The organism is Spirillospora sp. NPDC049024 (genome assembly GCF_040649235.1).
Classification (GTDB): Bacteria; Actinomycetota; Actinomycetes; order Streptosporangiales; family Streptosporangiaceae; genus Spirillospora.
The window spans coordinates 51147-75518 of sequence record NZ_JBEZFD010000021.1 but is presented as its reverse complement, the minus strand read 5'-3'; the positions used below and the strand labels follow the sequence as shown (position 1 = coordinate 75518).

Annotated in this window: 21 protein-coding genes; 13 read left to right on the top strand and 8 right to left on the bottom strand. The window is 71.1% G+C overall.

All coding sequences use genetic code 11. The features are described 5' to 3' along the window. The first annotated feature begins 75 nt into the window (after positions 1–75). Complete coding sequence (efeU, locus tag AB0C21_RS32250) at positions 76–939, top strand: iron uptake transporter permease EfeU (protein ID WP_500209330.1); 864 nt, start codon at positions 76–78, stop codon at positions 937–939. Between the two features lie 6 nt (positions 940–945). Here the strand turns inward: efeU and AB0C21_RS32245 are convergent, their stop codons facing one another. From AB0C21_RS32245 to AB0C21_RS32225, 5 genes are all read right to left on the bottom strand, one after another. Then, positions 946–1308, bottom strand: a complete 363-nt coding sequence (locus tag AB0C21_RS32245; RefSeq protein WP_149264855.1) for a hypothetical protein — start codon at positions 1306–1308, stop codon at positions 946–948. A gap of 79 nt (positions 1309–1387) precedes the next feature. Further along, a complete protein-coding gene (locus AB0C21_RS32240; protein WP_500209329.1) occupies positions 1388–2569 on the bottom strand; it encodes an ABC transporter permease in 1182 nt (393 codons plus the stop codon). Then, positions 2566–3276: an ABC transporter ATP-binding protein gene (locus AB0C21_RS32235; RefSeq protein WP_149264853.1), complete on the bottom strand. Its 711-nt coding sequence runs from the start codon at positions 3274–3276 to the stop codon at positions 2566–2568. Before AB0C21_RS32235 ends, AB0C21_RS32240 begins: the two co-directional genes overlap by 4 nt. Next, positions 3273–4310 carry a peptidoglycan-binding protein gene (locus tag AB0C21_RS32230; protein WP_500209326.1) on the bottom strand — a complete coding sequence of 346 codons (1038 nt, stop codon included), beginning with the start codon at positions 4308–4310 and terminating at the stop codon, positions 3273–3275. The genes AB0C21_RS32235 and AB0C21_RS32230 overlap by 4 nt, the downstream gene beginning before the upstream one ends. Beyond that, entirely contained in the window at positions 4307–4639 is a 333-nt protein-coding gene (locus tag AB0C21_RS32225) for a hypothetical protein (protein ID WP_500209324.1), read from the bottom strand. Before AB0C21_RS32225 ends, AB0C21_RS32230 begins: the two co-directional genes overlap by 4 nt. Positions 4640–5121: 482 nt before the next feature. On the opposite strand from AB0C21_RS32225, the gene AB0C21_RS32220 reads away from it, so the two are divergent. The 3 genes from AB0C21_RS32220 to AB0C21_RS32210 all read left to right on the top strand — a co-directional run bounded on the left by AB0C21_RS32220 (position 5122) and on the right by AB0C21_RS32210 (position 8956). Continuing rightward, complete coding sequence (locus AB0C21_RS32220) at positions 5122–6732, top strand: MACPF domain-containing protein (RefSeq protein WP_500209323.1); 1611 nt, start codon at positions 5122–5124, stop codon at positions 6730–6732. 1087 nt (positions 6733–7819) lie between these two features. Continuing rightward, positions 7820–8194, top strand: a complete 375-nt coding sequence (locus AB0C21_RS32215) for a hypothetical protein (RefSeq protein ID WP_500209321.1) — start codon at positions 7820–7822, stop codon at positions 8192–8194. 57 nt (positions 8195–8251) lie between these two features. Beyond that, a complete protein-coding gene (locus AB0C21_RS32210) occupies positions 8252–8956 on the top strand; it encodes a hypothetical protein (protein ID WP_500209320.1) in 705 nt (234 codons plus the stop codon). A gap of 70 nt (positions 8957–9026) precedes the next feature. Here AB0C21_RS32210 and AB0C21_RS32205 read toward each other — a convergent pair whose 3' ends face one another. Next, the gene (locus AB0C21_RS32205) at positions 9027–9701 is read right to left on the bottom strand and encodes an HAD family hydrolase (protein WP_500209318.1); all 675 of its coding nucleotides are present in this window, start codon (positions 9699–9701) and stop codon (positions 9027–9029) included. 184 nt (positions 9702–9885) lie between these two features. On the opposite strand from AB0C21_RS32205, the gene AB0C21_RS32200 reads away from it, so the two are divergent. The 4 genes from AB0C21_RS32200 to AB0C21_RS32185 all read left to right on the top strand — a co-directional run bounded on the left by AB0C21_RS32200 (position 9886) and on the right by AB0C21_RS32185 (position 13352). Further along, positions 9886–10788: an NADP-dependent oxidoreductase gene (locus AB0C21_RS32200; protein WP_500209316.1), complete on the top strand. Its 903-nt coding sequence runs from the start codon at positions 9886–9888 to the stop codon at positions 10786–10788. Between the two features lie 69 nt (positions 10789–10857). Beyond that, positions 10858–11460 (top strand): TMEM175 family protein, encoded by a 603-nt coding sequence (locus AB0C21_RS32195; RefSeq protein WP_500209314.1) that lies wholly within the window; start codon positions 10858–10860, stop codon positions 11458–11460. A gap of 51 nt (positions 11461–11511) precedes the next feature. Further along, positions 11512–12174 (top strand): response regulator transcription factor, encoded by a 663-nt coding sequence (locus tag AB0C21_RS32190; protein ID WP_500209312.1) that lies wholly within the window; start codon positions 11512–11514, stop codon positions 12172–12174. Further along, on the top strand, positions 12168–13352 hold the full coding sequence (locus tag AB0C21_RS32185) for a sensor histidine kinase (RefSeq protein ID WP_500209310.1): 1185 nt from the start codon (positions 12168–12170) through the stop codon (positions 13350–13352). The genes AB0C21_RS32190 and AB0C21_RS32185 overlap by 7 nt, the downstream gene beginning before the upstream one ends. A gap of 216 nt (positions 13353–13568) precedes the next feature. Here the strand turns inward: AB0C21_RS32185 and AB0C21_RS32180 are convergent, their stop codons facing one another. Next, positions 13569–15344: an AMP-binding protein gene (locus AB0C21_RS32180; protein ID WP_500209308.1), complete on the bottom strand. Its 1776-nt coding sequence runs from the start codon at positions 15342–15344 to the stop codon at positions 13569–13571. A 233-nt stretch (positions 15345–15577) separates the two neighbouring features. Here AB0C21_RS32180 and AB0C21_RS32175 point away from each other — a divergent pair, with 233 nt between their 5' ends. The 5 genes from AB0C21_RS32175 (at position 15578) to AB0C21_RS32155 (ending at position 22404) form a co-directional block, all read left to right on the top strand. Then, positions 15578–16780: a thiolase family protein gene (locus AB0C21_RS32175; RefSeq protein WP_500209306.1), complete on the top strand. Its 1203-nt coding sequence runs from the start codon at positions 15578–15580 to the stop codon at positions 16778–16780. Continuing rightward, positions 16777–18858, top strand: coding sequence for a 3-hydroxyacyl-CoA dehydrogenase NAD-binding domain-containing protein (locus AB0C21_RS32170; protein ID WP_500209305.1), 2082 nt, complete (start codon positions 16777–16779; stop codon positions 18856–18858). The genes AB0C21_RS32175 and AB0C21_RS32170 overlap by 4 nt, the downstream gene beginning before the upstream one ends. 210 nt (positions 18859–19068) lie before the next feature. Then, on the top strand, positions 19069–20562 hold the full coding sequence (locus AB0C21_RS32165; RefSeq protein ID WP_500209304.1) for an amino acid permease: 1494 nt from the start codon (positions 19069–19071) through the stop codon (positions 20560–20562). 51 nt (positions 20563–20613) lie between these two features. Beyond that, positions 20614–21972, top strand: coding sequence for an FAD-dependent oxidoreductase (locus AB0C21_RS32160; protein ID WP_500209303.1), 1359 nt, complete (start codon positions 20614–20616; stop codon positions 21970–21972). 66 nt (positions 21973–22038) lie between these two features. Next, the gene (locus AB0C21_RS32155; RefSeq protein ID WP_500209301.1) at positions 22039–22404 is read left to right on the top strand and encodes a hypothetical protein; all 366 of its coding nucleotides are present in this window, start codon (positions 22039–22041) and stop codon (positions 22402–22404) included. Here the strand turns inward: AB0C21_RS32155 and dxs are convergent. After that, a complete protein-coding gene (gene dxs / locus AB0C21_RS32150; protein WP_149264841.1) occupies positions 22401–24323 on the bottom strand; it encodes a 1-deoxy-D-xylulose-5-phosphate synthase in 1923 nt (640 codons plus the stop codon). The genes AB0C21_RS32155 and dxs overlap by 4 nt on opposite strands. Positions 24324–24372: the final 49 nt, after the last annotated feature.

The window sequence follows — 24372 nt, the reverse complement described above, 5'->3', positions numbered from 1 at the left end:
GGCGGCCGCGGGGCACACACTGGCTTAGGTTAGCTTTGCCTAAACACGCCCGTGCGATCCCCGAGGAGTGCGTCGATGCTACTGGGCAACTTCCTCATCGGCCTGCGTGAGGGGCTCGAGGCCGCCTTGGTCGTGAGCATCCTGATCGCGTACCTGGTGAAGACCGGCAACCGCCAGGCCCTGCTGCCCGTCTGGACGGGCATCGGCGCCGCCGTCGTCCTGGCGTGCGGCTTCGGGATCGCGCTCAGCGCCGCGTCGTCGGAGATGCAGTTCAAGACCCAGGAGCTCTTCGGCGGCATCCTGTCGATCATCGCGGTGGGCCTGGTCACCTGGATGGTCTTCTGGATGCGCAAGACCGCCCGGTTCATGAAGGCCGAGCTGGAGGGCCGGCTGGAGGGCGCGCTCGACGTCGGGCCGCTCGCCCTCGCCGCCGTCGCGTTCCTCGCGGTCGGGCGCGAGGGGCTGGAGACCGCGCTGTTCCTGTGGACGAACATCTCCAACTCCTCCAGCGGGTCCACCGAGCCGATCATCGGGGCGGTCCTCGGCCTCGCCGTCGCCATCGCGCTCGGCTACCTGCTCTACCGCGGCGGCCTCAAGATCAACCTGAAGCGGTTCTTCACCTGGACGGGCGCCGCGCTCATCGTCGTCGCCGCCGGCGTGTTCGGCTACGGCTTCCACGACCTGCAGGAGGCGGAGGTGTTCCCCGGTATTAACTCGGTCGCGCTGGAGCCGCACGCCTTCTTCGCCAAGTTCGGCGGCGCCGGCGACTGGATGCAGACCGTCTTCCAGGGCGTCCTGAACGTCACCCCGCAGATCACCTGGCTCCAGCTGGTCATGTGGGCGCTCTACCTGGTGCCGGTGATGGTGCTGTTCCTGCGCAGCCCGTCGCCGTCCAAGCCCGCCCCGGCCAAGGCCACCGAGCCGGCGCCGACGTCCTGACGCCGGTCAGAGGTCGGGCAGCGGGTCGCGGGGCAGGCTGTCGCGGGCGAAGATCTCCGCGTCGGCGGCGTTGACGACCGGGACGTACTCGTCGTCCAGCTCGAACACGGCGCCCGCGAACTCGAACGACGCGCCGACCCCCGTCTCCACCGGCCCGATCCTCGTGCCGCGCGGGTAGCTGCCCCAGATGCTCTTCGGGGTGCTGCGGCTCAGCGAGCCGGTGGAGATCACCGCGACCTGGTCGCCGGTGACGACGAAGATGAACCCCGCGCCGCCGCCGTAGGTCATCGCGGGGAAGATGTAGCGGATCTCATCGTCGATTCCGAGGAACTCCCTGCAGCGCTCGCGGAGCGGGCGTGGCACCGGCATGGCGGTTGAGGCACCTCCCCCAGGCGGGTCGACGTCGCCGCCCCAATCATGCACCGATGTGCCGGATCGTGACCAGACTTCACGCGGTCGCCAGCGCCGCCGTCGGCGGCAGCCGCGCCGCCCGCATCGCCGGGTACAGGCCCGCGACCGTCCCGATCGCCAGGGTCGCGGCGAGCGCGCCGCCGAGCGCCCAGACCGGCACGACCGGCGGCCACCCCTTCCACAGCGCGAACCCGGTCGTCACCGCCGCGCCGAGCACGACCCCGGCCGCGCCCCCGAACGCCGACAGCAGCAGCGACTCGGCGACGAACTGGAGGCGGATCTGGCCGCGGGTGGCTCCGAGCGACCGGCGCAGCCCGATCTCGCGGCGCCGCTCCAGCACCGAGATCACCATCGTGTTGGCGACCCCGACCCCGCCGACCAGCAGCGCGACGGCGCCGAGCCCGAGCAGCAGCCCGGTGAACGCGCCGGACGCCGCGGCCCTCGCCTCCAGCGCGTCGGAGGGGCGGCTGACCTCGACCTCCTCAGGGCGCTCGGGGTTGACCGTCCGGGCGAGGACGTCGCGGACGTCGTCGACGGAGGCGTCCGTGGACCGCTCGTAGATCGTCGTGGGGTGCCCGTCGAAGCCGAGGTACCGGCGCGCGGCGTCCCAGCCGACGAGGGCGGAGCGGTCGATCTCCGGCGCCAGCTCCGCGGGCCGCAGCACGCCGAGGACGACGAACCACCGGCCGCCGATCCACACCTGCCCGCCCGCCCGGTCCAGGCCGAGCCGCCGCGCCGCCTCCGAGCCGAGCACCACGACGGGACGCCCTTCGGTGGCCGCGTCGAGCCGGCGCCCGCTCGCCGGCGCCACGTCCAGGGTGCCGAGCAGCCCACTCGTGGCGGCCTGCACGGCGATGCCCTGCGTGACCTCCTCCGGGATCCTGTCGGTGCGGCGGACGGTGGCCTCCACCGACCCGGTCGCACCGACCGCCGTGACCGGCGTGATCCGGCGCACCATCTCCGGGGCCGTCTCGGGCAGCTCCGCCTTCTCGCCGAACAGGGTGTCCCCCGGCTTGGCCGTCAGCAGGTTGGTGCCGAGCCGGTCGAGTCGCTGCATGAGGTCCTCCCTGCTGGAGGATGAGATCCCGATGACGGCGACCATCGTCGCGATGCCGATCGCGATGCCGAGGGCCGACAGCACGACCCGCGCGGGCCGGGCCCTGAGCCCGCCGAGCCCCACGCGCAGGACGTCGCCCGCGCCGAGCCGCGCGGGCCTCATCGGCTCCCCACCCCCGCCCGCTCGTCCGCGACGATCTCGCCGTCCCGGATCCGGACCCGGCGCGGCGCACGGGCCGCGACCTCCGCGTCGTGCGTGATGACCACGACGGTGGTGCCCGCACGGTTCAGCTCGTCCAGCAGCGCGAGCACGCCGGCTCCCGCGGCGGAGTCGAGGTTGCCGGTCGGCTCGTCCGCGAGCAGCAGGTCGGGCTCGCCCACGACCGCCCGCGCGACCGCGACCCGCTGCTGCTCGCCGCCCGACAGCTGGTGCGGCCGGTGCCCGGCCCGCTCCCCCAGCCCGACGCGTTCGAGCGCCGCCCTTGCCCGCTCCCGCCGCTCCCGCAGCCCGACCCCGCTGTAGAGGAGCCCGTCGGCGACGTTGTCGAGGGCGCTCACCCCCGCGGCCAGGTGGAACTGCTGGAACACGAACCCGATGTGCCGCGCCCGCAGCGCCGACAGCTCCCGGTCCGCGAGCTCCGCGACCTCGTGCCCGGCGACCCGCACGCTGCCCCGGGTCGGCCGGTCCAGCGTCCCGATCATGTGCAGCAGCGTCGACTTGCCCGACCCGGACGGCCCGACGATCGCCGCCCGCTCCCCCGGCGCGATCACCAGGTCGACGCCCCGCAGCGCCGCGACGCCGCCCGCGTACTCCTTGGCCACCCCGGCCAGCTCCACGATGTTCGCGCCCCTGTCGTCGAAGCCCTTCATTCGGCGGGCACCCCGACCTTCATGCCCTCGCGGAGCCCGCTCCCGGAGACCTCGACGCGTCCGCCGCCGAACACCCCGACCTTCACGGGCAGCAGGCGCCTCGACCCGTCGGCGACCTCGACCCCGAAGCCGCCCTCCCGCAGCGCCAGCAGCGCCTCGACCGGCACCGACAGCACCCCTTCGCGCCGGTCGCTCTCCAACTCGACGCTGACCGGCGCCTCGTCCAGCCGCCCCGTCCTGGCGTTCCCGAGCGAGATGTCGACCCCGACCGTGGTCTTCTGGTCCTGCCCCGACCCGGTCGTCTCGGCGACACCGCCAACCCTGCTGATCTTCCCCTTCACGGTCGTCCCACCGGGCAGCTCCACCGTCACCCCGGCGCCCTTCTTCGCGAGATCCTGCTTGTCGGCGTCCAGATCGACGTGCACGACCCGCTTCGTCCCGGCGACCGTCAGGACCGGCTGCCCCTGGACGGTCCGCTTCCCTTCGGGGGCCTTGACCTCCCGGACCCGCACGGCCCCGCTCAGGAAGACGACCTGACCGGCGTCGACCACGCCGGTCTCGTCCAGGCCCCGGTCGTCCTGCCACTTCTGGACAGCGTCCGCGGTCGCGCCGGTGAACTCCTCGTCCACGGTCAAGCCGCCGTACCCGAGAGCCTTCAGGTTCTCCTCCAACTGCCGGACGTCCTTGCCGGAGACGCCCTCACGCAACGTCCGGTACATGGGACGGCCGCCGTACATCAGCGTCACAGGCCTGCCCGCGACCGAGAGAAGCGTCTTCCCGCGCTCAACCGTCGCGCCCTCCTCCGGCGCCCAGGTCACGACCCCGGACGCGCCCGTCCACACCTCCCGGACGCCGTCGTAGGTGAGCTTCCCGTCCACCTTCTCGGTGTCGACGAGATCACCCCGACTCACCACCGCCGTCGCCAGCGGGGCCTGCGCCCCCTGCGCCTGGCTACCGTCCCGGTCCCACACCAGGGCACCGCCGCCCACCACCACGACGACGGCGACCCCGCCGGCGACCACGACCCGCCTCACTTCCCGACCCCCGGAAGGCTGGCCCTGCACGCCTCACGCGCCTTCTCCGCCTGCCCCCGGTCGACCCGCGTGGTCGGGATCTTGATCTGCCCGTCCGGCCCCGGATCCGGGATGTCGACCCCGTGCTCCCGCATGCACTGCGCGAACTTGACGTACTGGTCGCGGACCTTCGGGTCCTTGAGGTCGGGCATCTTCCCGCCCGCCTGAAGCCACGACTGGCACTTCCGCAGCGCCGCATCCAACTTGCTGCGGTCCCCGCCCTTCCCCAGCCGCAACGCCCGCCCGTCCCCACTCCCCGGATCGGGAACGTCCACCCCGTTCTCCCGCATGCACTGAGCGAACTTCAGCTGAGCATCCTCCGGAGAAACCGACTTACCAGGAGAAGCAGAAGCCGAAGCACCCCCGGCGCTGGCGACCCCGCTCTTCCCTCCGTCGTCCCCACATCCCGCAACACCCAGCAGGAGCACCGCGGCGACGCCCAGAACCCACACCTTCATGCCGACCCTCTCCCCGAGGCACCCTGCCCCAGCCCGCCCCATAAGAGCCCTTCGAGGGTTAAACCCGCATTAGCCGGGGCGTCGCCGTTCGCAGCATCGCCGGCGCCGGCCGACGCCGCCGAAAAGTCCGCTGCCGCTGACACGAGCCTTTCTGGACCTGGTCTCCAGCAGGTCAGTTCATTACCTTTGACACATTGTGCGGCCGGGGACACGGTAACTACCGTGACAATACGAGGCGCCTCGCGGAGCGCCGCCCTACCGCCGCTTAATCGATGCGCCGACCATGCCAACTGATTTCGGGCGAGGTGACCGGGATGACAGCCGAGAAAAAGAGGGGCGCCGCGGGCGCATCCACTTTCCCCAGCATAATATTCGAAGGTTACGACACGTTCTCTGGAAGGCCGCGATCGACCGCCGTCACAGGCAGCACGGCCTCCACGGGCTCCCGCGTCCGTACGGAATTCCAGGTCTGCGAAACGATGGCGAGACTGGAAAAACACCTCGATATATCAGTGGACGCGTCCGCCAGCTTCGCCTTCGGCAGCGGCGACGCGAAAGGGCGGTTCATCGAGCAAAAAGAGATCAACTCCACACATATAGTCATTTCCATATACGCCTCCAATACGCAGAGCATCGCGGCGACGAACGTAACATTCTCCAACGATGTCGCACCGCCCGCGACAGATGCTGCCTGCAAGGATTTCATCAGGGCGTACGGCGATAGCTATGTCAGCAGCTTGACTCGCGGCGGGGAGTACATCGCACTATATGTCTTCGACACGCACAGTGAAGAGCACCGGACGAAGGTCCTGGGGGAGATCAAGGCGAAATTCAAGGGACTCGGTGGTTCGTACTCGGCCGACGTGCAGGCGGAGATCAATGACTGCTGCACCAGCACGTCCACGAGCTGGCGCTTCGAGCAGATCCTGATCGGTTACCAAGGAATCGCACCTCCCCGACCAAACCCTAAAGAGCAGGACCAGATTTCGAACTTCCTGACCGACCTGTTCAAGGCGCCGGCGAACGACCCGCAGGTGACCAGCTTCGGGACGACAGGATACGAACATGTCCCCAAAATGCCGGAAACGCAGAATTGGGCGCAGATCAGGGACAACGCCGAGGTGTTCCTGCCGAGCTTGTACGACATCGCCAACCCTCTTCGAACCGCACTCCAGCAAGCGGAGACGATAAGCGCCGTTTATAGAGGCTACAACTATGCGGGCGACAGGCAGCTCGTTGACCGCAAAGCCCAGCTCAGGATGGACGCCGACGCACTCAAGACTCTCGTCAGGCAGGTCGCCGGCGCACCCTGGAGCAGCTTTGTAAAACCGCAGCTGGTAAGCATGTCCTGGGGGGTTCCGGAACTTTCCTTCAAGTTGAGCAAGCCGGATGAGGGCTATATCGGAGCGCCCGCACAGCAGGGCGGGCTGCCCGCCTTCAACGATGTCGAGGCCCGGGACATCTATCAGGGCATACGCCTGAACACCGTCAACCTGGGGACAGTGGTCACAGGGAGCACTCCGAAGGCGAGAATGGTCGGCAAAATAGAATGCACCTACCTGTATTGCAGTACCGACAGAGACCCGGAAACTATGTCACATGGCGACAAAAACTGCACCGACGTCAGAAAATTGACAGTGGGCCCGCATATTCCGGTCGCCGAAATATCCGGGTGGATGATGGTGCACCCCGACCAATCAAGCGGAGTACTCAGTGAACTGGGAATGAAGACCTCATCAGGGGAAGAGGCCCGCGCAGGCGGCAAGCTCCCCCTGCCTGACCAGTTCAGCCGCTGGAAGACATGGCAGAGCCCAGCGGGCTCCGTGGTGGTCGGATTCCACGGGTGCGCCAATGATTCCGCCGTCGCCGGAGTCGGTCCGGTCGTTTGCACGCTCGGCCCCGCGCAATGGTGGCAGCAGGATTGACTCTCCAGCCGCACCCGCCGTAGGTGAAGAGCCGGGCGGCCTCGGTGATCGCGTCCGCCACGTCCCCGGTCTCGCTGGAGAACCCGCAGCGCGGTCTCCACGAGCAGTCGATGAGGCTGCGTCACACCGGCTCGCTGAGCCCGGCCATGGCCGGCGGTCGGCTGCGAGCCCGGCGACCACGGGGACCGGTACCGACTCGTCCCGGAGCCGCGAGCGGGCGTTGGGCGGCCGTGGGCTGTGGCGGGCCGGGTTTGGCCTTGGTGTTGCGGTTGTTCGGGGGACTCGTCAGCGTGGTGTCGCGGAGGGCGACGGGCGAGGTGGGTGGCGATGGGGCTGGGGGCGGAAGGGGCGGCGGACGGCGGGCGGGGCGATCTGCTCAGCCGGCTGAGCGCGGTGGACCGGCGGCCGCTGCGGGATCCGGCGACCGCGGCGGAGTTGCGGCGGTTCGCCGAGCAGGGGCACGGGCGCGTCATGGTGGTGCTGCTGGCGAGGGCGGTCGCGCGGGTCTTGCCCGGCCCCATCACGGCGTTCACGGCTACGGTGGGGATCCTGGTCACGGGTGGTTGGCCCTACCTGCTCGCGCTCGTCCTCGGCGGGCTTCTGGAGGACGAGCCGCTGCGCGGCACCACCGGTGCTTTGCTCGTGCTCTCCGCGACCGTCACATCCGTGCTGATGCTGGCCCTCTCGTGGATCGCCTGGCGCTGGACGGCGGTCTTAGCCGAGTGCGTAGCCGACCTGCTGGCCGTGTCAGCCGAGCGGGGTGAGTTCCTGGGCTGGCTCAATGGGCGCTGCCGTCCGGTGCCGCAGTTGATGGCCGGGGTCGCCGGGATGGGTCTCTCCGCGCTTCTCGCCTACGCGATGTCGCACCAGCAGGTCGATTCGGTCTCCGTGAGCGTGTGGATCTACGTGTGCTGTGCCTGGACGGGGTTCATCGGTGGCGGCGTCCTCTACTGGCTCTACACGCTGGCCGAGGTGCCGCTGCGTCTGCACCGGTGCATGGACCTGCAGATGGCCTGGATGGATCCCGCACACACCCGCCGTCGTCCAGCTGTGCCGGGTCTACGGGCGCGTCGCGGTCAGCACGGCAGTGGGTGTCCTCATCGCCGAACTGTCGACCGTCGCCGTCACCAGCGACCGTCCGGGCCCGCTCATGCAGGCGTTCTTCGTGGGGTTCCCCGTCCTGGCTGTCGTCACGGCCCTGTACGTCGGCGTCCAGCCCTACATCACGCTGGCCCACCTGGTCAGGCGCCATATCGACACGATCGTGGACCCGCTGATGGCGCAGACGCACCGCCCGCCCGGACACCTTCTGCTCTCCGAAGACCTGGGCAGTGCCGTCCAGGCCTACACGCATTTCCGGACGCTGCGCCGCCTCCCGGTCAAGACCGCCACCCTTCTGCAGTACGTGACCGGAATCCTCGCCTCCCTGGTCGTCTTCTTCGTCCAACGCCTCCTCGCCTGAGCCTCGTGTCACCCCCAGGCTGTAGAAACGTGGTCGCGAGTGCATTGGAGGGGTGCGGTGGACGGGAACACGACCCTGTCGGCGAAGGATGATCGGATCTGGTTTCCGGGGAATCCGTGGCCTGGCGGGCACAGGATCGAGGAGTTCGCCTGGAAGGGCCGGCTGGACCCCGAGTCCGGCTTGCGGTTCGTCTTGGAGTTGCGGAGTGCCGACTACGACGCGGAGGATCCGCCCGGTCTCGAGGAGGACGAAGATCTCGACTCCAGGCCGAGCTTCGGCTTCGAGCCTTCGAAGGTCGTCTGGTGCAACTACCACAGGTGCACCATCAGCGCCGCCCGGGGTTTCGTCGCGGGATCTCCGGACGACCCGCTGGATTTCGACGCGCTGACCGGCCGTGCCTTCCATGTCGACGGCCTCGACGAAGTGGACGAGATCGAGGACTGGGACGACTTCGCCTTCCACATCTACCTGCTCGGCCATGACTCGGTCGCCGATCATCGGATCCGCTTTCCCACCCGGCATGCACCGTTCGAATTCGGACTCGAATGGGACGGGCGCATAGCACTGACCTACGTGGGCGAGGAGGAGTACAAGCACCGGTTCCGCGCCGGGGTCGGCCGAGTGGCGTTCCAGGGGTTCGAAGTCCCCGATGACCTGGACGATGAGGCGGCGGACGGGCTGCTGAAGGCCTGCGTCCGGGATCCGGGCCGGTTCCGGCTCTCGCAGGAGGGCCGTGGGCGCTGGTACGTGCCGGTCTCCTGAAGGGCCGACTCCAGTGCGGCGAGTCGCCTCGTTTCGGAGAGTGGCGCAACGCTGGCGTGCGGGTGGGGGTTCAGCAGGCGGTCAGAGCCACGGGCAGATCTTCGAGGGTCGAAATGCGATGTATGCCGGTCGGCGCCAGGGTCGCCGTTTCCGCTCGGTCAAGCCAGATGGCGTGGAGGCCTGCGTTGTGGGCGCCTACGGCGTCGATGTCGAGTTTGTCGCCGACGTAGGCGACTGCGGCGGGAGGCAGGTTCAGGGCGGTGCAGGCGGCCTGGAACGCCACGGGGTCCGGTTTCGCGTGGCCGAGCCGGTCGGAGCAGAGAAGCACTTCGAAGTGGTGGCGCAGGCCCAGTGCCGTCAGCCTGCGTTCCTGGTGGACGGTGCTGGAGTTGGAGAGGATCCCCTTCCGGTGAGGAAGCGCGTCCAAGGCCGCGGCCACGTCGGGGAACGCTGACCAGGCCGCTTCGAAAAGCGCCTCGTACCGGTCGTACCAGGCGTCCGCCTCGGTGTCGCTCAGCGGACGGTCCATGAATCTGCGGACACGCGTACGGCGTTGTTGCTCGTAGGTCAGCTCACCGGCCGCGAGGCGCCGGTACTCGCTCGTGGTGATCTGGTGCCACCGGTTCAAGGCTGCCTGGTCGGAGGGAAGGCCCTCCGCCTCGAAGTGGCGCAGCAGTCCGGTGCGTTCCGAGCCGGTGAAGTCGAAGAGCGTGTCGTCGACGTCCCACAGGACGGCCTCGATCATGTCTGGAGACTACGACGCCGAGGGTTCAGGACGCGCTGAGAGCTCCCTCTCAGCAGTTCGCTGACACTGGACGAGCCGCGGCCCCGCCCGGTCTTGTCGTGAGGCCGGATCGTCGGTGGGGTCTGATTCGCTGGTCGACCAGAGCCGACGACGCATGCCCGCGGGGGCTGGGACGGAGCACACGATGAAGGCCGTTCGTTTCGACAGGTTCGGCGGTCCCGAGGTACTGGGGCTCGTCGACCTGCCCGATCCTCACCCGGGGCCCGGGCAGGTCCGGATCGCGGTGCGGGCGGCCGGGGTGAGCGCCAGCGACTGGAAGAAGCGCCAGGGGCAGATGGATCCGGAGCTCCCGCAGACCCTGGGCTACGAGGCGGCGGGGGTCGTCGACGAGATCGGCGAGGGTGTGGCGGACGTGGCCGTCGGCGACCGCGTGTTCGGCTTCTGTGTCGAAGGAGCGGCCCAAGCCGAGATGGCGGTGCTGTCCCACTACGCACCGATTCCGTCCTCGCTCGACTTCGCCGGCGCCGCGGCGCTGCCGGCTGCCATCGAGACGGCCACGCGCGCGCTCGACCAGCTCGGCGTCGGGGACGGCGCGACGCTGCTCGTCAACGGCGCGTCCGGGAGCGTCGGCGGCGCCGCGGTCCAGCTCGCCGTGGTGCGCGGCGCGCGCGTGATCGGCACCGCCGGTCCGGGGAACCAGGAGTACCTGCGTTCTCTGGGGGCCGAGCCGGTCGTCTACGGCGAAGGGCTCGTCGAGCGGGTGCGCGCGCTGGCGCCGGACGGCGTCGACCTGGCGCTCGACGTCGCCGGGAATGGGGTACTGCCCGAGCTGACCGGCCTCGCCGGCGGCGCGGAGCGCGTCGTCACGGTCGCCGACTTCGCCGGCGCCCGGGAGCACGGGGTGCGGTTCAGCCGCGGGGACGCCGGCCGCGCGGTCCACGTGCTCGGCGAGATCGGGCCGCTGATCGAGGCGGGGCGCTTCTCGCCGCCGACCGTACGGACCTTCCCGCTCGCCGATGTCGCGGAGGCGCACCGCGCCGGCGAGGGCGGGAAGGTGCGCGGGAAGCTCGTGCTGCTGGTCGGCTGACGCGGGGACGCGCGCTGAGCTGGGACGACGAAGGCCGCCGCTGTAGGGTCCTGAGTTATGGCGCGGGCGGTGTCTCGGGATCCTGACCGGCTGGTGCTGTTCACCGACGCGGTCGTGGCGATCGCCGTGACGCTGCTGGTGCTGCCGCTGGTCGACGTGGTGCCGCAGGCGGTGGACGCGCACCGGCGGTCAATCGAGGTGATCACCGGGCACTGGGCGCAGATCGGGAGCTTCGCCCTCAGCTTCGTGGTGATCATCCGGCTGTGGTTCGTCCACCACCGGGTGTTCGAGCACATCGGCGGCTACACGCGGGCGCTGATGCTGGTGAACACGGGATGGCTGCTGGCCATCGTGGTCCTGCCGTTCCCGACGGAGATGGCCGCCTCCTATCCGGGGGACGACCGCTTCACCGTGATGCTGTACATCGGGAACATCCTCGTCGCGTGCGTCCTCCAGACCGCGCTGACGGTGATCTCCTACCGGGATCCCGACGTCGCGCTGGAGTCCGATCCGCCGACGATCGAGTCGGTCCGGGGCGCGCTGTCGAACACGGCGCTGCTCGCCGTGGGCCTGGCCGTGGTCGCGGCCTTCCCCGGCGTCTCCTACTTCGCGCTGCTGCTGCTCTTCGCGCAAGCCCCGGTCGACAGGCTGTGGAGACTCGCCGGCGTCTGAAGCCTCCCGGGCTTATCGGGGTTTAACCCTCGGGGCGTCATGCTCGGCGGCATGCGTGTACTGATCGTCGAGGACGAGCGGGTGCTCGCGGACACGATCGCCGAGGGACTGCGGGACGAGGCCATGGCCGTCGACGTGGTCTACGACGGCGACGCCGCGCTGGAGCGGGCCTCGTACAACGAGTACGACGTGGTGGTCCTCGACCGGGACCTGCCCACGGTCCACGGCGACGACGTGTGCCGGGAGCTGGTGGGGCGGCGGAGCCACGCGCGGATCCTCATGCTGACCGCGTCCGGGGACGTCGACGACCGGGTGGACGGGCTGTCGCTCGGCGCCGACGACTACCTGCCGAAGCCGTTCGTGTTCGGCGAGCTGGTGGCGCGGGTGCGGGCGCTGGCGCGCAGGTCGGGGCCGCCGGTGCCGCCCGTCCTGGAGGGGCGGGGCATCCGGCTCGACCCGTACCGGCGGAAGGCCGCGCGGGACGGGCGGGAGCTGCGGCTGACGAACAAGGAGTTCGCCGTGCTGGAGGAGCTGCTGCGGGCGGAGGGCGGCGTGGTGAGCGCCGAGCGGCTGCTGGAGCGGGCGTGGGACGAGAACATCGACCCGTTCAGCAACATCGTCCGGGTCACGATGGCGACGCTGCGGCGCAAGCTCGGGCAGCCGCCGGTGATCGAGACGGTGACCGGGTCCGGGTACCGGCTGGAGGCATGGTGAAGAGGCTGAGCGTCAGGACGCGGCTCACGCTGGTGTACGGGTCGCTGTTCCTCGTCACGTCGGCGGCGCTGGTCGCGGTGACGTACCTGCTGACCGTCAGGACGATGGACAACCGGTTCACGTCGCGGCAGAGCGTGGACGCGACGACGATCACGCGGCTGCGGGCGCTGGCCCTCAACGGCGACGTCAGCGAGCTGGTGAAGCTGAAGGCCGACGCCGACCGGGAGCTGGCCCGGCAGAAGCACGACGTCCTGGAGCAGCTGCTGCAGAGCTCCCTGGTGACGATGCTGGTGCTCGGCGTCCTGGCCGTCGTGATCGGGTACGTGGTGGCGGGGCGGATGCTGCGGCCGCTGCACACGGTGACCGCGACGGCACGGCGGCTGTCGGAGAGCAACCTGCACGAGCGGATCGCGCTGGACGGCCCGCAGGACGAGATCAAGGACCTGGCCGACACCTTCGACCGGATGCTGGACCGGCTGAACCGCGCGTTCGACGCCCAGCGCCGGTTCGTCGCGAACGCCTCGCACGAGCTGCGCACGCCGCTGACCATCAACCGGACGGTGCTGGAGGTCGCGCTGGCGAGCCGCCGGAGCCCACCGGAGACCAGGGCGCTCGCGGACGTCCTGCTCGGCAACACCGCGCGCCACGAGCGGCTCATCGAGGGGCTGCTGCTGCTCGCGAAGTCCGAGCGGGAGCTGGCGACCCGGGCCGAGACGCCGCTGGAGGACGTGGTGCGCAGCGCGCTCGACCAGGTCGAGGGGCAGGCGGAGGAGGCGGCCGTGGACGTCGAGGTGCGGCTCGGCCCGGCCGCGGTGGCCGGCGACCCGGTGCTGCTGGAGCGGTGCGCGGTGAACCTGCTGGAGAACGCCGTGAAGTACAACGTGCGGGACGGGCGGATCTGGGTGAGCACGGGCGTCCGGGACGGCGAGGCGTTCCTCCGGGTGGTCAACACGGGGCGGCCCGTGCCGTCCTACGAGGTGGCGACGATCTTCGAGCCGTTCCGGCGGCTGCGCGCGGACCGGACGGGGTCGAAGGACGGCGCGGGCCTCGGCCTGTCGATCGTGCGGGCGGTCGTCGGCGCGCACGGCGGCGCGGTCGACACCGTCCCGCGGCCGGACGGCGGCCTGTCGATCACGATCCGGCTGCCGGCGTCCGCCGGCCCCCTCCTCGCCGCCTAGGGCCTGCTTCAATCGGCCTCGGCCTCGGCCTCGGCCACGCACGCGAACGCGTGACCTGCCCGGTGGAGCGAAGCCGGAGGCGAGCGGAACCGGGCAGATCGCGAAGCGATGCCGCGTTCGCCCAGGCACGGTCACGCAGCGAGCCGCCAGGCGAGCGAAGTGGGCCGGGACTGTATTAACACAGCCGCAAGGCGAGCGAAGTGGGCCGGGACTGAATCAACACAGCGGGGGCTGCGGCCACGCGACGCGGCCCTCGGGCTCGGGCCGGTCGGGGCGGGCGGTCAGCCAGCGGTGCACGACCTTGCCGGTGGCGTTGCGCGGCAGCTCGGGGATGAAGTACACGTCGCGGGGCACCGCGTACCGGGCGACCTGCGCGTGCACGTAGGCGCGCACGGCGTCGGCGTCGAGCCTGGCGCCGGGCCGCAGGACGATGTACGCGGCGAGGCGCTGCCCCCATTCGGGGTCGGACACGCCGGTGACCGCGACCTCGCGGATCTCCGGCATCCGCAGCAGGGCGTCCTCCACGTCGCGGGGGACGATGTTCTCGCCGCCGGACACGATCATGCCGTCGCTGCGGCCGTCCACGAAGAGCAGGCCGCGGTGGTCGATGTGGCCGAGGTCGCCGGTGGCGAGCAGCCCGTCGCGGACCTCCATCGGCTCGCCGCCGGTGTAGCCCTCGAACAGCAGCTCGTTCGCGGCGAAGATGTGCCCGCGGGTGGAGCGGCCCACCCGGCGGCCCTCGTCGTCGAGGATCGCCAGCGAGGTGTTGCGGGGCGGGCGCCCGGCGGTGCGCGGGTCGAGCCGCAGCTCGCGCGGGGTCGCGATGGACACCCAGGACGCCTCGGTGGAGCCGTAGATGTTGTAGAGCCGGTCGCCGAACGCGTCCATGAACCGGGTGGCGAGGTCGCCGGGCAGCGCGGAGCCGCCCAGCGCCGCGATCCGCAGCGAGGACGTGTCGTACCTGGCGCGGACCTCGGGTGCCAGGTCGAGGACCCGCTGCAGCATGACCGGGACGGCGAACACGGTGACGTCGCGGTAGGAGGCGATCGTCCGCAGCGTCTGCTCGGGGTCGAAGCGGCGGTGCAGGACGACCGGCGCACGCAGCGCCCACGCCATCTGCAGCGCGGCGTAGCCCCAGGTGTGGAACAGCGGCGCCTCGACGATCATGGTCTGCCGGGCGCGCAGCGGGATCCGGGACGTCACCGAGGCCAGCGGCCACAGGCCCGGGCGGGGCGGGCGGCGGGCGCCCTTGGGCCGTCCGGTGGTGCCCGAGCTCAGCATGATCGTCCGGCTCTGGATCTGCGGCGGCGCGGCGGCGGCCGGCGGCGTCGAGCGGATGATCTCCTCGATGCTCGGGCCGCCCTGGTCGGCGGGGACGGGCGCGAGGTCCGGGGAAGTGCGGGGCGGCGGCAGGGTCGCGGCGGGGACGGGCGCCGAGAGCGGGGCCGCGGCCGGCGGCCGGCGGTCGGCCCACAGCACGTTCCGGCGCAGCGCGATCGGGACGTTCGCGAGCAGCGGCGCGAACTCGGCGTCCGCGACGAGCAGGGTGGGGCGCAGCTCGCCGAGCACGGCGCGGATCTGGCCCGTTCCGAAACCGGTGTTGAGCAGCACGACCTCGGCTCCGCGCCGGGAGCACGCGAGGAGGGTGAGAGCCATGCCGCGGTGGTTGCGGCACAGGACGCCGACGCGCGGGCGGGGGCCGTGCAGGGGCAGTCCGGCGGCGAGGCGGGCGGCGCGCTCGTCCAGTTCGGCGAACGTCAGCTCGCCCTCGTCGTCGATCAGTGCGGGGCGGGACGGGGAGCGGGCGGCGGCGGAGGCGACCAGCCCCGCGAGCGAGGTGCCCCAGCGGCGCAGCGTGCCGAGCTGCCGGAGGAGCCGGCGGGGTCCGCCGGAGAACAGCAGGCCGGTGCGCAGCAGCAGCGCCGCGAGGTCGCGGATGTGCCCGATCCGGCGGCGCATCCCCGGCCGGTACGCGGGCCTCGCGTGGGTCACCGTGCCTCCTCCGGTGATTTCGGGTCACGCTACCCATCCGTCATGAACCGAACAAGGGCACCAGGGCCCATGCCGGCGGGCATCCGGCCGCTGAGCACCGCGTCAGTGGTTACTGACGAGTAGCATTAAGGGTTACCAGCGAGTAGCATCGCTGACGCGGGTACTCGTGCCGCCGGCAGGGGCGGCACGAGGCTCGACACCTCCATCAGAGTCCATCCCAGGGAGGACGACCCGTGCCTCGCACCGCACGCGACGTCGTGTTCGTCGACGGCGTCCGCACGCCGTTCGGCAAGGCCGGCCCCAAGGGCCTGTACGCGCAGACCCGCGCCGACGACATGGTCGTCCGCGCGATCCGCGAGCTGATGCGCCGCAACCCGTCCCTCCCGCCCGAGCGGGTGGACGAGGTCGCCATCGCCGCCACCACCCAGACCGGGGACCAGGGCCTGACCATCGGGCGGTCCGCCGCCGTGCTGGCCGGGCTGCCGAAGAGCGTCCCCGGCTTCGCCGTCGACCGGATGTGCGCGGGCGCGATGACCGCCGTGACCACGACCGGCGCCGGCATCTCGTTCGGCTCCTACGACGTCGCCATCGCGGGCGGCGTCGAGCACATGGGCCGGCACCCGATGGGCGAGGGCGTCGACCCGAACCCGCGGTTCCTCGCCGACAAGCTGGTGGACCCGTCCGCCCTGGTCATGGGCTCGACGGCGGAGAACCTGCACGACCGGTTCCCCGGCATCACCAAGGAGCGCGCCGACGCCTACGCGGTGCGCAGCCAGCGCAAGGTCGCCGAGGCGTACGCGGCCGGGAGGATCCAGCCCGACCTGGTGCCCACCGCGGTCCGCTCCGCCGAGCTGGGCTGGGGGCTCGCCACCGAGGACGAGCCGCCGCGCCCCGGCACGACGATGGAGAGCCTGGCCGCGCTGAAGACCCCGTTCCGCGTGCACGGCAACGTCACGGCGGGCAACGCCGCGGGCCTCAACGACGGCGCCACCGCGTGCCTCCTCGCGGCCGAGGACGCCGCGCGCGAGCTCGGCCTCACGCCGCGGATGCGGCTCGTCGACTTCGCGTTCGCCGGCGTGGAGCCCGAGGTCATGGGCGTCGGGCCGGTCCCCGCGACCGAGAAGCTCCTCGCCCGCAACTCGCTGACCATGGACGACATCGGCCTCATCGAGATCAACGAGGCGTTCGCCGTGCAGGTGCTCGCGTTCCTGGAGCACTTCAAGATCGCCGACGACGACGCGCGGGTGAACCCGTGGGGCGGCGCGATCGCCCTCGGCCACCCCCTCGCCTCGTCCGGCGTGCGGCTCATGAACCAGCTGTCCCGCCTTTTCGAGGAGCGCACGGACGTCCGGTTCGGGCTGACGACGATGTGCGTCGGCATGGGCATGGGCGGAACCGTCCTCTGGGAGAACGTGAACTGGGAGGGCGCCAAGTGAACCCTGACATCTTCAAGGACGAGGTCGTCACGCACGCGCACGTCCGCGACGTGACGCTGCCGTACGGCGCGGGCACGCTCGCGCTCATCACGCTCGACAACGGCTTCGACCACACCAAGCCCAACACGTTCGGCCCCGGCGGGCTCGCCGAGCTGAACGCCGCGCTCGACGCCGTCGCCGCGCGCGACGACATCGCGGCCGTCGCCGTCACCGGCAAGCCGTTCATCTTCGCGGTCGGCGCCGACCTCAAGGGCGTCCCGCTGATCCGGCGGCGCGAGGACGCGGCGGCCATCGGCCGGCTCGGCCACGACGTGTTCCGCCGCCTCGGCGAGCTGGACGTCCCGTCCTTCGCCTACTACAACGGCGCGGCCATGGGCGGCGGTGTCGAGGTCGGCCTGCACTGCACCTACCGGACGATCTCGCGCGGCGTCCCGGCGTTCGCGCTGCCCGAGGCGTTCCTCGGCCTCGTCCCCGGGTGGGGCGGCACCTACCTGCTGCCGAACCTGATCGGCGCGGAGAAGGCGCTCAAGGTCGTCATCGAGAACCCCATGTCGCAGAACCGGATGCTCAAGGGCGCGCAGGCCTACGAGCTGGGCATCGCCGACGCGATCTTCGACTCGGCCGACTTCCTGGAGGAGTCCCTGGCCTGGACGGCCCGGGTGCTGAACGGCGAGATCACCGTCCGGCGCCCCGAGGTCGACAAGGGCAAGGCGTGGGACGACGCCGTCGCGATGGCCCGCTGGACCGTGGACGGCAAGCTGCACGGCGCGGCCCCGTCCTACACCAGGGCGCTGGACCTGGTCGCCGCCGCCAAGGACCGCACCCGCGACGAGGGCTTCGCCGCCGAGGACGAGGCCCTGGCCGACCTCATCATGAGCGACGAGCTGCGCGCCGGCCTGTACGCGTTCGACCTCACCCAGAAGCGCGCGAAGCGGCCCGCGGGGGCGCCGGACAAGGAGCTCGCCCGCAAGGTCACCAAGGTCGGCGTCGTCGGCGCCGGCCTGATGGCCTCCCAGCTCGCCCTGCTGTTCGCGCGGCGCCTGGAGGTGCCGGTCGTGCTGACCGACCTCGACCAGGAGCGCCTGGACAAGGGCGTCGGCTACGCGCACGGCGAGATCGACAAGCTGCTCGGCAAGGGCCGGCTGTCCCCCGACAAGGCCAACCGGCTCAAGGGGCTCATCACCGGCTCGCTGACCAAGGACGCGTTCGCCGACGCCGACTTCGTCATCGAGGCCGTCTTCGAGGAGATGTCGGTCAAGCAGAAGGTGTTCGCCGAGGTCGAGGAGTACGTCTCCGCGGAGTGCGTCCTCGCGACCAACACCTCCTCGCTGTCGGTCACCGAGATGGCCTCCGGGCTCGCGCACCCCGAGCGGGTGGTGGGGTTCCACTTCTTCAACCCGGTCGCGGTGCTGCCGCTGCTGGAGATCGTCCGCGGCGAGCGGACCGACGACGCGGCCCTCGCCACGGCGTTCGCCACGGGCAAGGCGCTGAAGAAGTCGTGCGTCCTGGTCAAGGACGCCCCGGCCTTCGTCGTCAACCGCGTCCTGCTGCGGCTGCTCGCCGAGATCGTCAAGACGGTGGACGAGGGCACGCCGATCGAGACGGCCGAGCGCGCCGCCGCCCCGCTCGGCCTGCCGATGCCGCCGTTCGTGCTGATGGGCCTGGTCGGCCCGGCGATCGCGCTGCACGTCAACGAGACCCTGCACGGGGCCTTCCCGGACCGGTTCCCGCTGTCGGACAACCTGGCGAAGATGGTCGCGGCCGGCAAGAGCGGCGTGTACCTGCCCGACTTCACCCTCGACCCCGAGGTCGTGGAGATCTTCTCCGGCGGGACGAGCCCGTCCACCGAGGAGCAGGTCCTCGACCGGGCGCTCGCCGCGCTCGCCGACGAGATCCGGATCATGCTCGACGAGGGCGTGGTCGCGGCGGCGCAGGACATCGACCTGTGCATGATCCTCGGCGCCGGCTGGCCGTTCCACCTCGGCGGCATCACCCCGTACCTGGACAGGTCGGGCGTCGCCGAGCGGGCCGCGGGCGGCCGCTTCCTGGAGCCGGGGGTCGCCTCCCTGCCCGCCTGACCCGCGGCCGACCGGATCCCCGGGCGGATCCGGAGCCGCCATCACGGAGAGAGGCGTTCCGAACACAGTTCGGAACGCCTCTTTTCCGGCGTTTCCCCACGTCACGGACATGCACGGGTTTCGGCGGATCATAACCCGCGCACATATGGGCATACGGCTGTCGGCCTTATGCCGAAAACCGGACACCGGGACGTGAAGGGGCAACGAGACGTGAACGTGCTGCGCACGAAGTCGGTCGAGCAGTCGATCAGGGATACCGAGGAGCCGGAGCACCGGCTCCGCCGCGACCTGTCGGCGTTCGATCTCACCGTCTTCGGAATCGGCGTGATCATCGGAACCGGCATCTTCGTGCTCACCGGCGAGGTCGCCAAGGACAAGGCCGGTCCGGCGGTCGCGCTGTCGTTCATCCTCGCCGCCGTCGTGTGCGGCCTCGCGGCGCTCTGCTACGCCGAGTTCGCCTCCACCGTCCCGGTCGCCGGCTCGGCCTACACGTTCTCCTACGCCACGATCGGGGAGTTCCCCGCCTGGATCATCGGCTGGGACCTCATCCTGGAGATGGCCCTCGGCGCGGCCGTGGTGTCGGTCGGCTGGTCGGGGTACTTCGCCTCGCTGCTGGACGACGTCGGGATCACGATCCCGACGGCGCTCGCCGCCCCGCCGGGCGAGGGCGGCACGGTGAACATCCCCGCCATCTGCCTCGTGCTGGCGGTGACCGCGCTGCTCGTCCTCGGCGTCAAGATCTCCTCGCGGGTGAACGCGGTGGTCGTCTCGATCAAGGTGGCCATCGTGCTGCTGGTGATCTTCGCCGGGCTGTTCTTCGTCAAGGGCGCCAACTACCACCCCTTCATCCCGCCGTCCAAGCCGACGCCGAGCGTGGAGGGCCTCAAGGCGCCGCTGATCCAGGTCCTGACCGGCAGCGCGCCGGTCAGCTACGGCTGGCTCGGCATCTTCTCCGCCGTCGCCATCGTGTTCTTCGCCTACATCGGGTTCGACATCGTCGCGACCGCGGCCGAGGAGGCGCGGCGCCCGCAGCGGGACCTGCCGGTCGGGCTCATCGGCTCCCTCGTCATCACCGCCGTCCTGTACGCGGCCGTCGCGACCGTCGTCGTCGGCATGCAGAAGTACACCGAGCTGAGCGTCGCCGCGCCGCTCGCGGACGCGTTCAAGGCCGTCGGCCATCCCGTCTTCGCCACGATCATCAGTATCGGCGCGGTCGTCGGCCTCACCACCGTCGTGCTCATCCTGCTCCTCGGGCAGAGCCGCATCTTCTTCGCGATGGGCCGCGACGGCCTGATGCCGCCCTGGCTCTCGGCCGTCCACCCGCGCTTCGGCACCCCCTACCGCGCGACCATCATCATGGGCGTGATCGTCGCGGTGCTCGCCGGGTTCATCCCGCTCGCCGAGCTGGCCGAGCTGGTCAACATCGGCACGCTGTTCGCCTTCCTCGTCGTCTCGGTCGCCGTGGTGGTGCTGCGCAACACCCGCCCCGACCTGCCGCGCGCGTTCCGCACGCCGTGGGTGCCGGTCATCCCGATCCTGTCCGTGCTCGCCTGCCTGTTCGTGATGATCAACCTGCCGGTGGAGACGTGGCTGCGGTTCCTCGCCTGGATGGTCATCGGCGGCGTCGTCTACGCTCTCTATGGGTACCGGCACAGCATGGTGGGACGCCGGGGGGACGGGGAGCGCATCGTCTACAAGTCCTGACGCCCCCAGTGACGGGACTCACGGTGTCCTTTCGACCGACGGGTGGGCACAATGACCCGCATGGCTTCTCCAGCGCGCGTCGCGGTGATCGGTTCGGGCCCGGCGGGGATCTACGCCGCCGAGGCCCTCGTGAAGCAGGGCGGCGACGACGTACGGGTGGACGTCTTCGACCGGCTGCCGACACCGTACGGGCTGGTGCGCTACGGCGTCGCGCCCGACCACACGTCCATCAAGTCGATCGCCAAGTACCTGCAGCGGGTGCTGGAGAACCCGGCGGTCCGGTTCTTCGGGTGCGTCGAGCTCGGCCGCGACCTCACCCGCGACGACCTGCTCGGATGCTACGACGCCGTCCTCTACTCGACCGGCGCGATGGTCGACCGGCACATGCGGATCCCGGGTGAGGAGCTGCCCGGCAGCATCGCCGCGACCGACTTCGTCAACTGGTACTGCGGGCACCCCGACGCCGCCGACCACGCGTTCGACCTGTCGGTCGAGGAGGTCGCGGTGGTCGGCGTCGGGAACGTCGCGGTGGACGTCGTCCGGATCCTCGCCAAGACGGCCGCCGAGCTGCGCGACACCGACGTGCCCGAGCAGGTGATCGAGGCGCTGTCGCGGAGCCGGGTGAAGCGCATCCACATGATCGGGCGGCGCGGGCCGGCGCAGGCGAAGTTCACCACGAAGGAGGCGCGCGAGCTGGGCGAGCTGCCCAACGCGAGCATCCACGTCAGCCCGCAGGACATGGAGCTCGACCCGGCGAGCGCCGAGCTGGCCGAGAGCGACCGGCACGTCCGCGGCAACGTCAAGGTGCTGAACGGCTGGACGGGCGAGCCCGCCCCCGGGCGCGCCCGCCACATCGACGTGCGGTTCTGGCGCGCCCCCGCCGAGATCCTCGGCACCGACCGGGTGGAGGGCCTCCGGCTGGAGCGGACCCGGCTGGACGAGTCGGGCCGCGTCACCGGCACCGGCGAGTTCGAGACGCTGCCGGTCGGCATGGTGCTGCGGTCCGTCGGCTACCAGAGCGTCCCGCTGGAGGGCGTCCCGTTCGACGAGCGCTCCTTCGTCGTCCCGAACGAGGGCGGCCGCATCCTCGGCCCGGACGGCGGCTACGTCCCGCGCGAGTACGTCGCCGGCTGGATCAAGCGCGGCCCGTCCGGCGTCGTCGGGACCAACAAGTCCGACGCCGCCGAGACCGTCCGCAACCTCCTGGAAGACCTCGCGGACGCGAGGACGGCGCCGGAAGGGGCCATCGAGGAGCTGCTGGAGTCGCGGGGGCTGCCCGTCGTCACCTACGACGACTGGCTGAACCTCGACGCCGCCGAGATCGCCCTCGCCCGCAGCCTCGACCGCGGGGAACGCGTCAAGCTCGCCCGCTGGGAGGCGATGCGGTCCGCCTGCCGGGGGTCCGCGTAATCCACCGGTGAAGTCCCCACCGGGAAACTAGTGACTCGACGGTGAGGCTGGCGCTACGGTGCGCGTGTGACCGGCGGTCCAGAACTGTACGGGTTCCCCCCACCCGAGACGGTCCCCGACCTCAGGTGGCTCGGCCCCGACTACGTCTCCGTACTCGTGTACGACCTGACGCAGGGTCTCCTGCGCCAGGACCCGCACACGCTCGTGATGGGCGTGCGCTGCGAGGGCGCGCCCAGCCTCGCGCCCGTGGTGGACCCGGCGGGGGTCATCCGGGCGCACGACGCGTGCTTCCCGCTCAAGGTCTACGTCCAGGACGGCGCGGGGCGCCTCTGGTGCCTGCGCGGGCGATGGACGTACTCGGGACGTGAGCTCGGCACGTCCGCCGCGTCCATCACCCACGCGTGGCGGCTGCTGTCGGCGGAAGGCGGCTAGGACCGCTCCTCCGAGGCGGCGGGCTCGTCGGCGTCGGCGGTGAGGCGGGCCACCGACTCGGTCACGTCGCGGGCGAGGGCCTGCGGGGTGAGCCCGATGTCGGCGAGGATCTGCCCCCGGGACGCGTGGTCGAGGAACTCCTGCGGGATGCCGAAGGTGCGGAGGGGCGCGTCGACGCCGGCGTCGCGCAGCAGCCGGGCCACGGCGTCGCCGACGGCGCCGGTGCGGCCGTTGTCCTCGGCGACGGCGACGAGCGTGTGCTCGCGGGCGAGGTCGAGCAGCGCCGGGTCGAGCGGCTTCACCCACCGGGGGTCGACGACGGTGACGCCGATGCCCTGCGCGGCGATCAGCTCGGCCGCCTCGACCGCGGGCGTCGCCATCGAGCCGACCGCGACCAGCAGGACGCGGGCGCCGTTGGAGCCGTCGTGGCGGGCCAGCACGTCCATGCCGCCGGCCTTGCCGACCGCCTCGATGTCGGCGGCCGCCGGGCCCTTGGGGTAGCGGATCGCGGTCGGGCCGTCGGAGACGGCCACGCACTCGCGCAGCAGCTCGCGGAGCCGGGCCCCGTCGCGCGGGACGGCGATGCGCATGCCCGGGACGAGCTGCAGGATCGACATGTCCCACATGCCGTTGTGGCTGGCGCCGTCGCTCCCGGTCACGCCGGAGCGGTCCAAGGCGAAGGTGACGGGCTGGCGGTGCAGCGCCGTGTCCATCAGGACCTGGTCGAAGGCGCGGTTCAGGAACGTGGCGTACAGCGCCACGACCGGGTGCAGGCCGCCCATCGCGAGGCCGGTGGCGGAGGTGACGGCGTGCTGCTCGGCGATGCCCACGTCGAAGATGCGGTCGGGGAACGCCTCGGCGAACGGCGCGAGCCCGACCGGGTAGAGCATCGCGGCGGTGATGCCGACGACGTCGCGGCGCTCGCGCCCGATCGCCACCATCTCCTCGCCGAAGACCTTCGTCCAGTCGGGGCCGCCCTTGCCGGTGACGAACTTGCCGGTGGCGGGGTCGAACGCGCCGCCGCCGTGCATGCAGTCCTCGGTGTCGTTCTCGGCGGGGGCGTAGCCGCGGCCCTTGGTGGTGATGCAGTGCACGATCACCGGGCGGCCGAACCCGCGGGCGCGGCGCAGCGCCCGCTCGACGGCGTCCTCGTCGTGGCCGTCGATCGGGCCGACGTACTTCATGCCGAGGTCCTCGAACATGGCCTGCGGCTGGAGAACGTCCTTGAGGCCCTTCTTGATGCCGTGCAGCGCCTCGTAGGCCACGTTGCCGACCACGGGCGCCCGCGGCACCGTCTTCTTGATCAGGTCGAGCGCGTTCTCGTAGCCCTGGGTGACGCGCAGGTCGGCCAGGTGCGAGGCGAGGCCGCCGATGGTCGGCGAGTAGGAGCGGCCGTTGTCGTTGACGACGACGATGACGGGCCGGTCGACGCCCGCGGCGATGTTGTTCAGCGCCTCCCAGCACATGCCGCCGGTCAGCGCGCCGTCACCGACGACCGCGACGACGGCGCGGTCGCTCTCGCCGCGCAGCTGGAAGGCCTTGGCGAACCCGTCGGCGTAGGACAGGGCGGTCGAGGCGTGCGAGTTCTCGATGATGTCATGCTCGGACTCGGCGCGGCTGGGGTAGCCCGAGAGCCCGCCCCGCTGGCGCAGCAGCTCGAAGTCGTGCCTGCCGGTGAGCAGCTTGTGCACGTAGGCCTGGTGGCCGGTGTCGAAGAGGATCTTGTCGTGCGGCGAGTCGAAGACGCGGTGCAGCGCGATCGTCAGCTCGACCGCGCCGAGATTGGGGCCCAGATGGCCGCCGGTCTTGGAGACCGCCTGGACGAGGAACTCGCGGATCTCCTCCGCGAGCCGAGACATCTGAGCGGCGTCCAGTCGTTTGAGGTCGTCGGGACCTGTGATCGACTCCAGCAAGCTCACTCGTTTCAACTCCTCCGTCGGGGATTCGGTCTCCCCTGGCTCGGGCCGT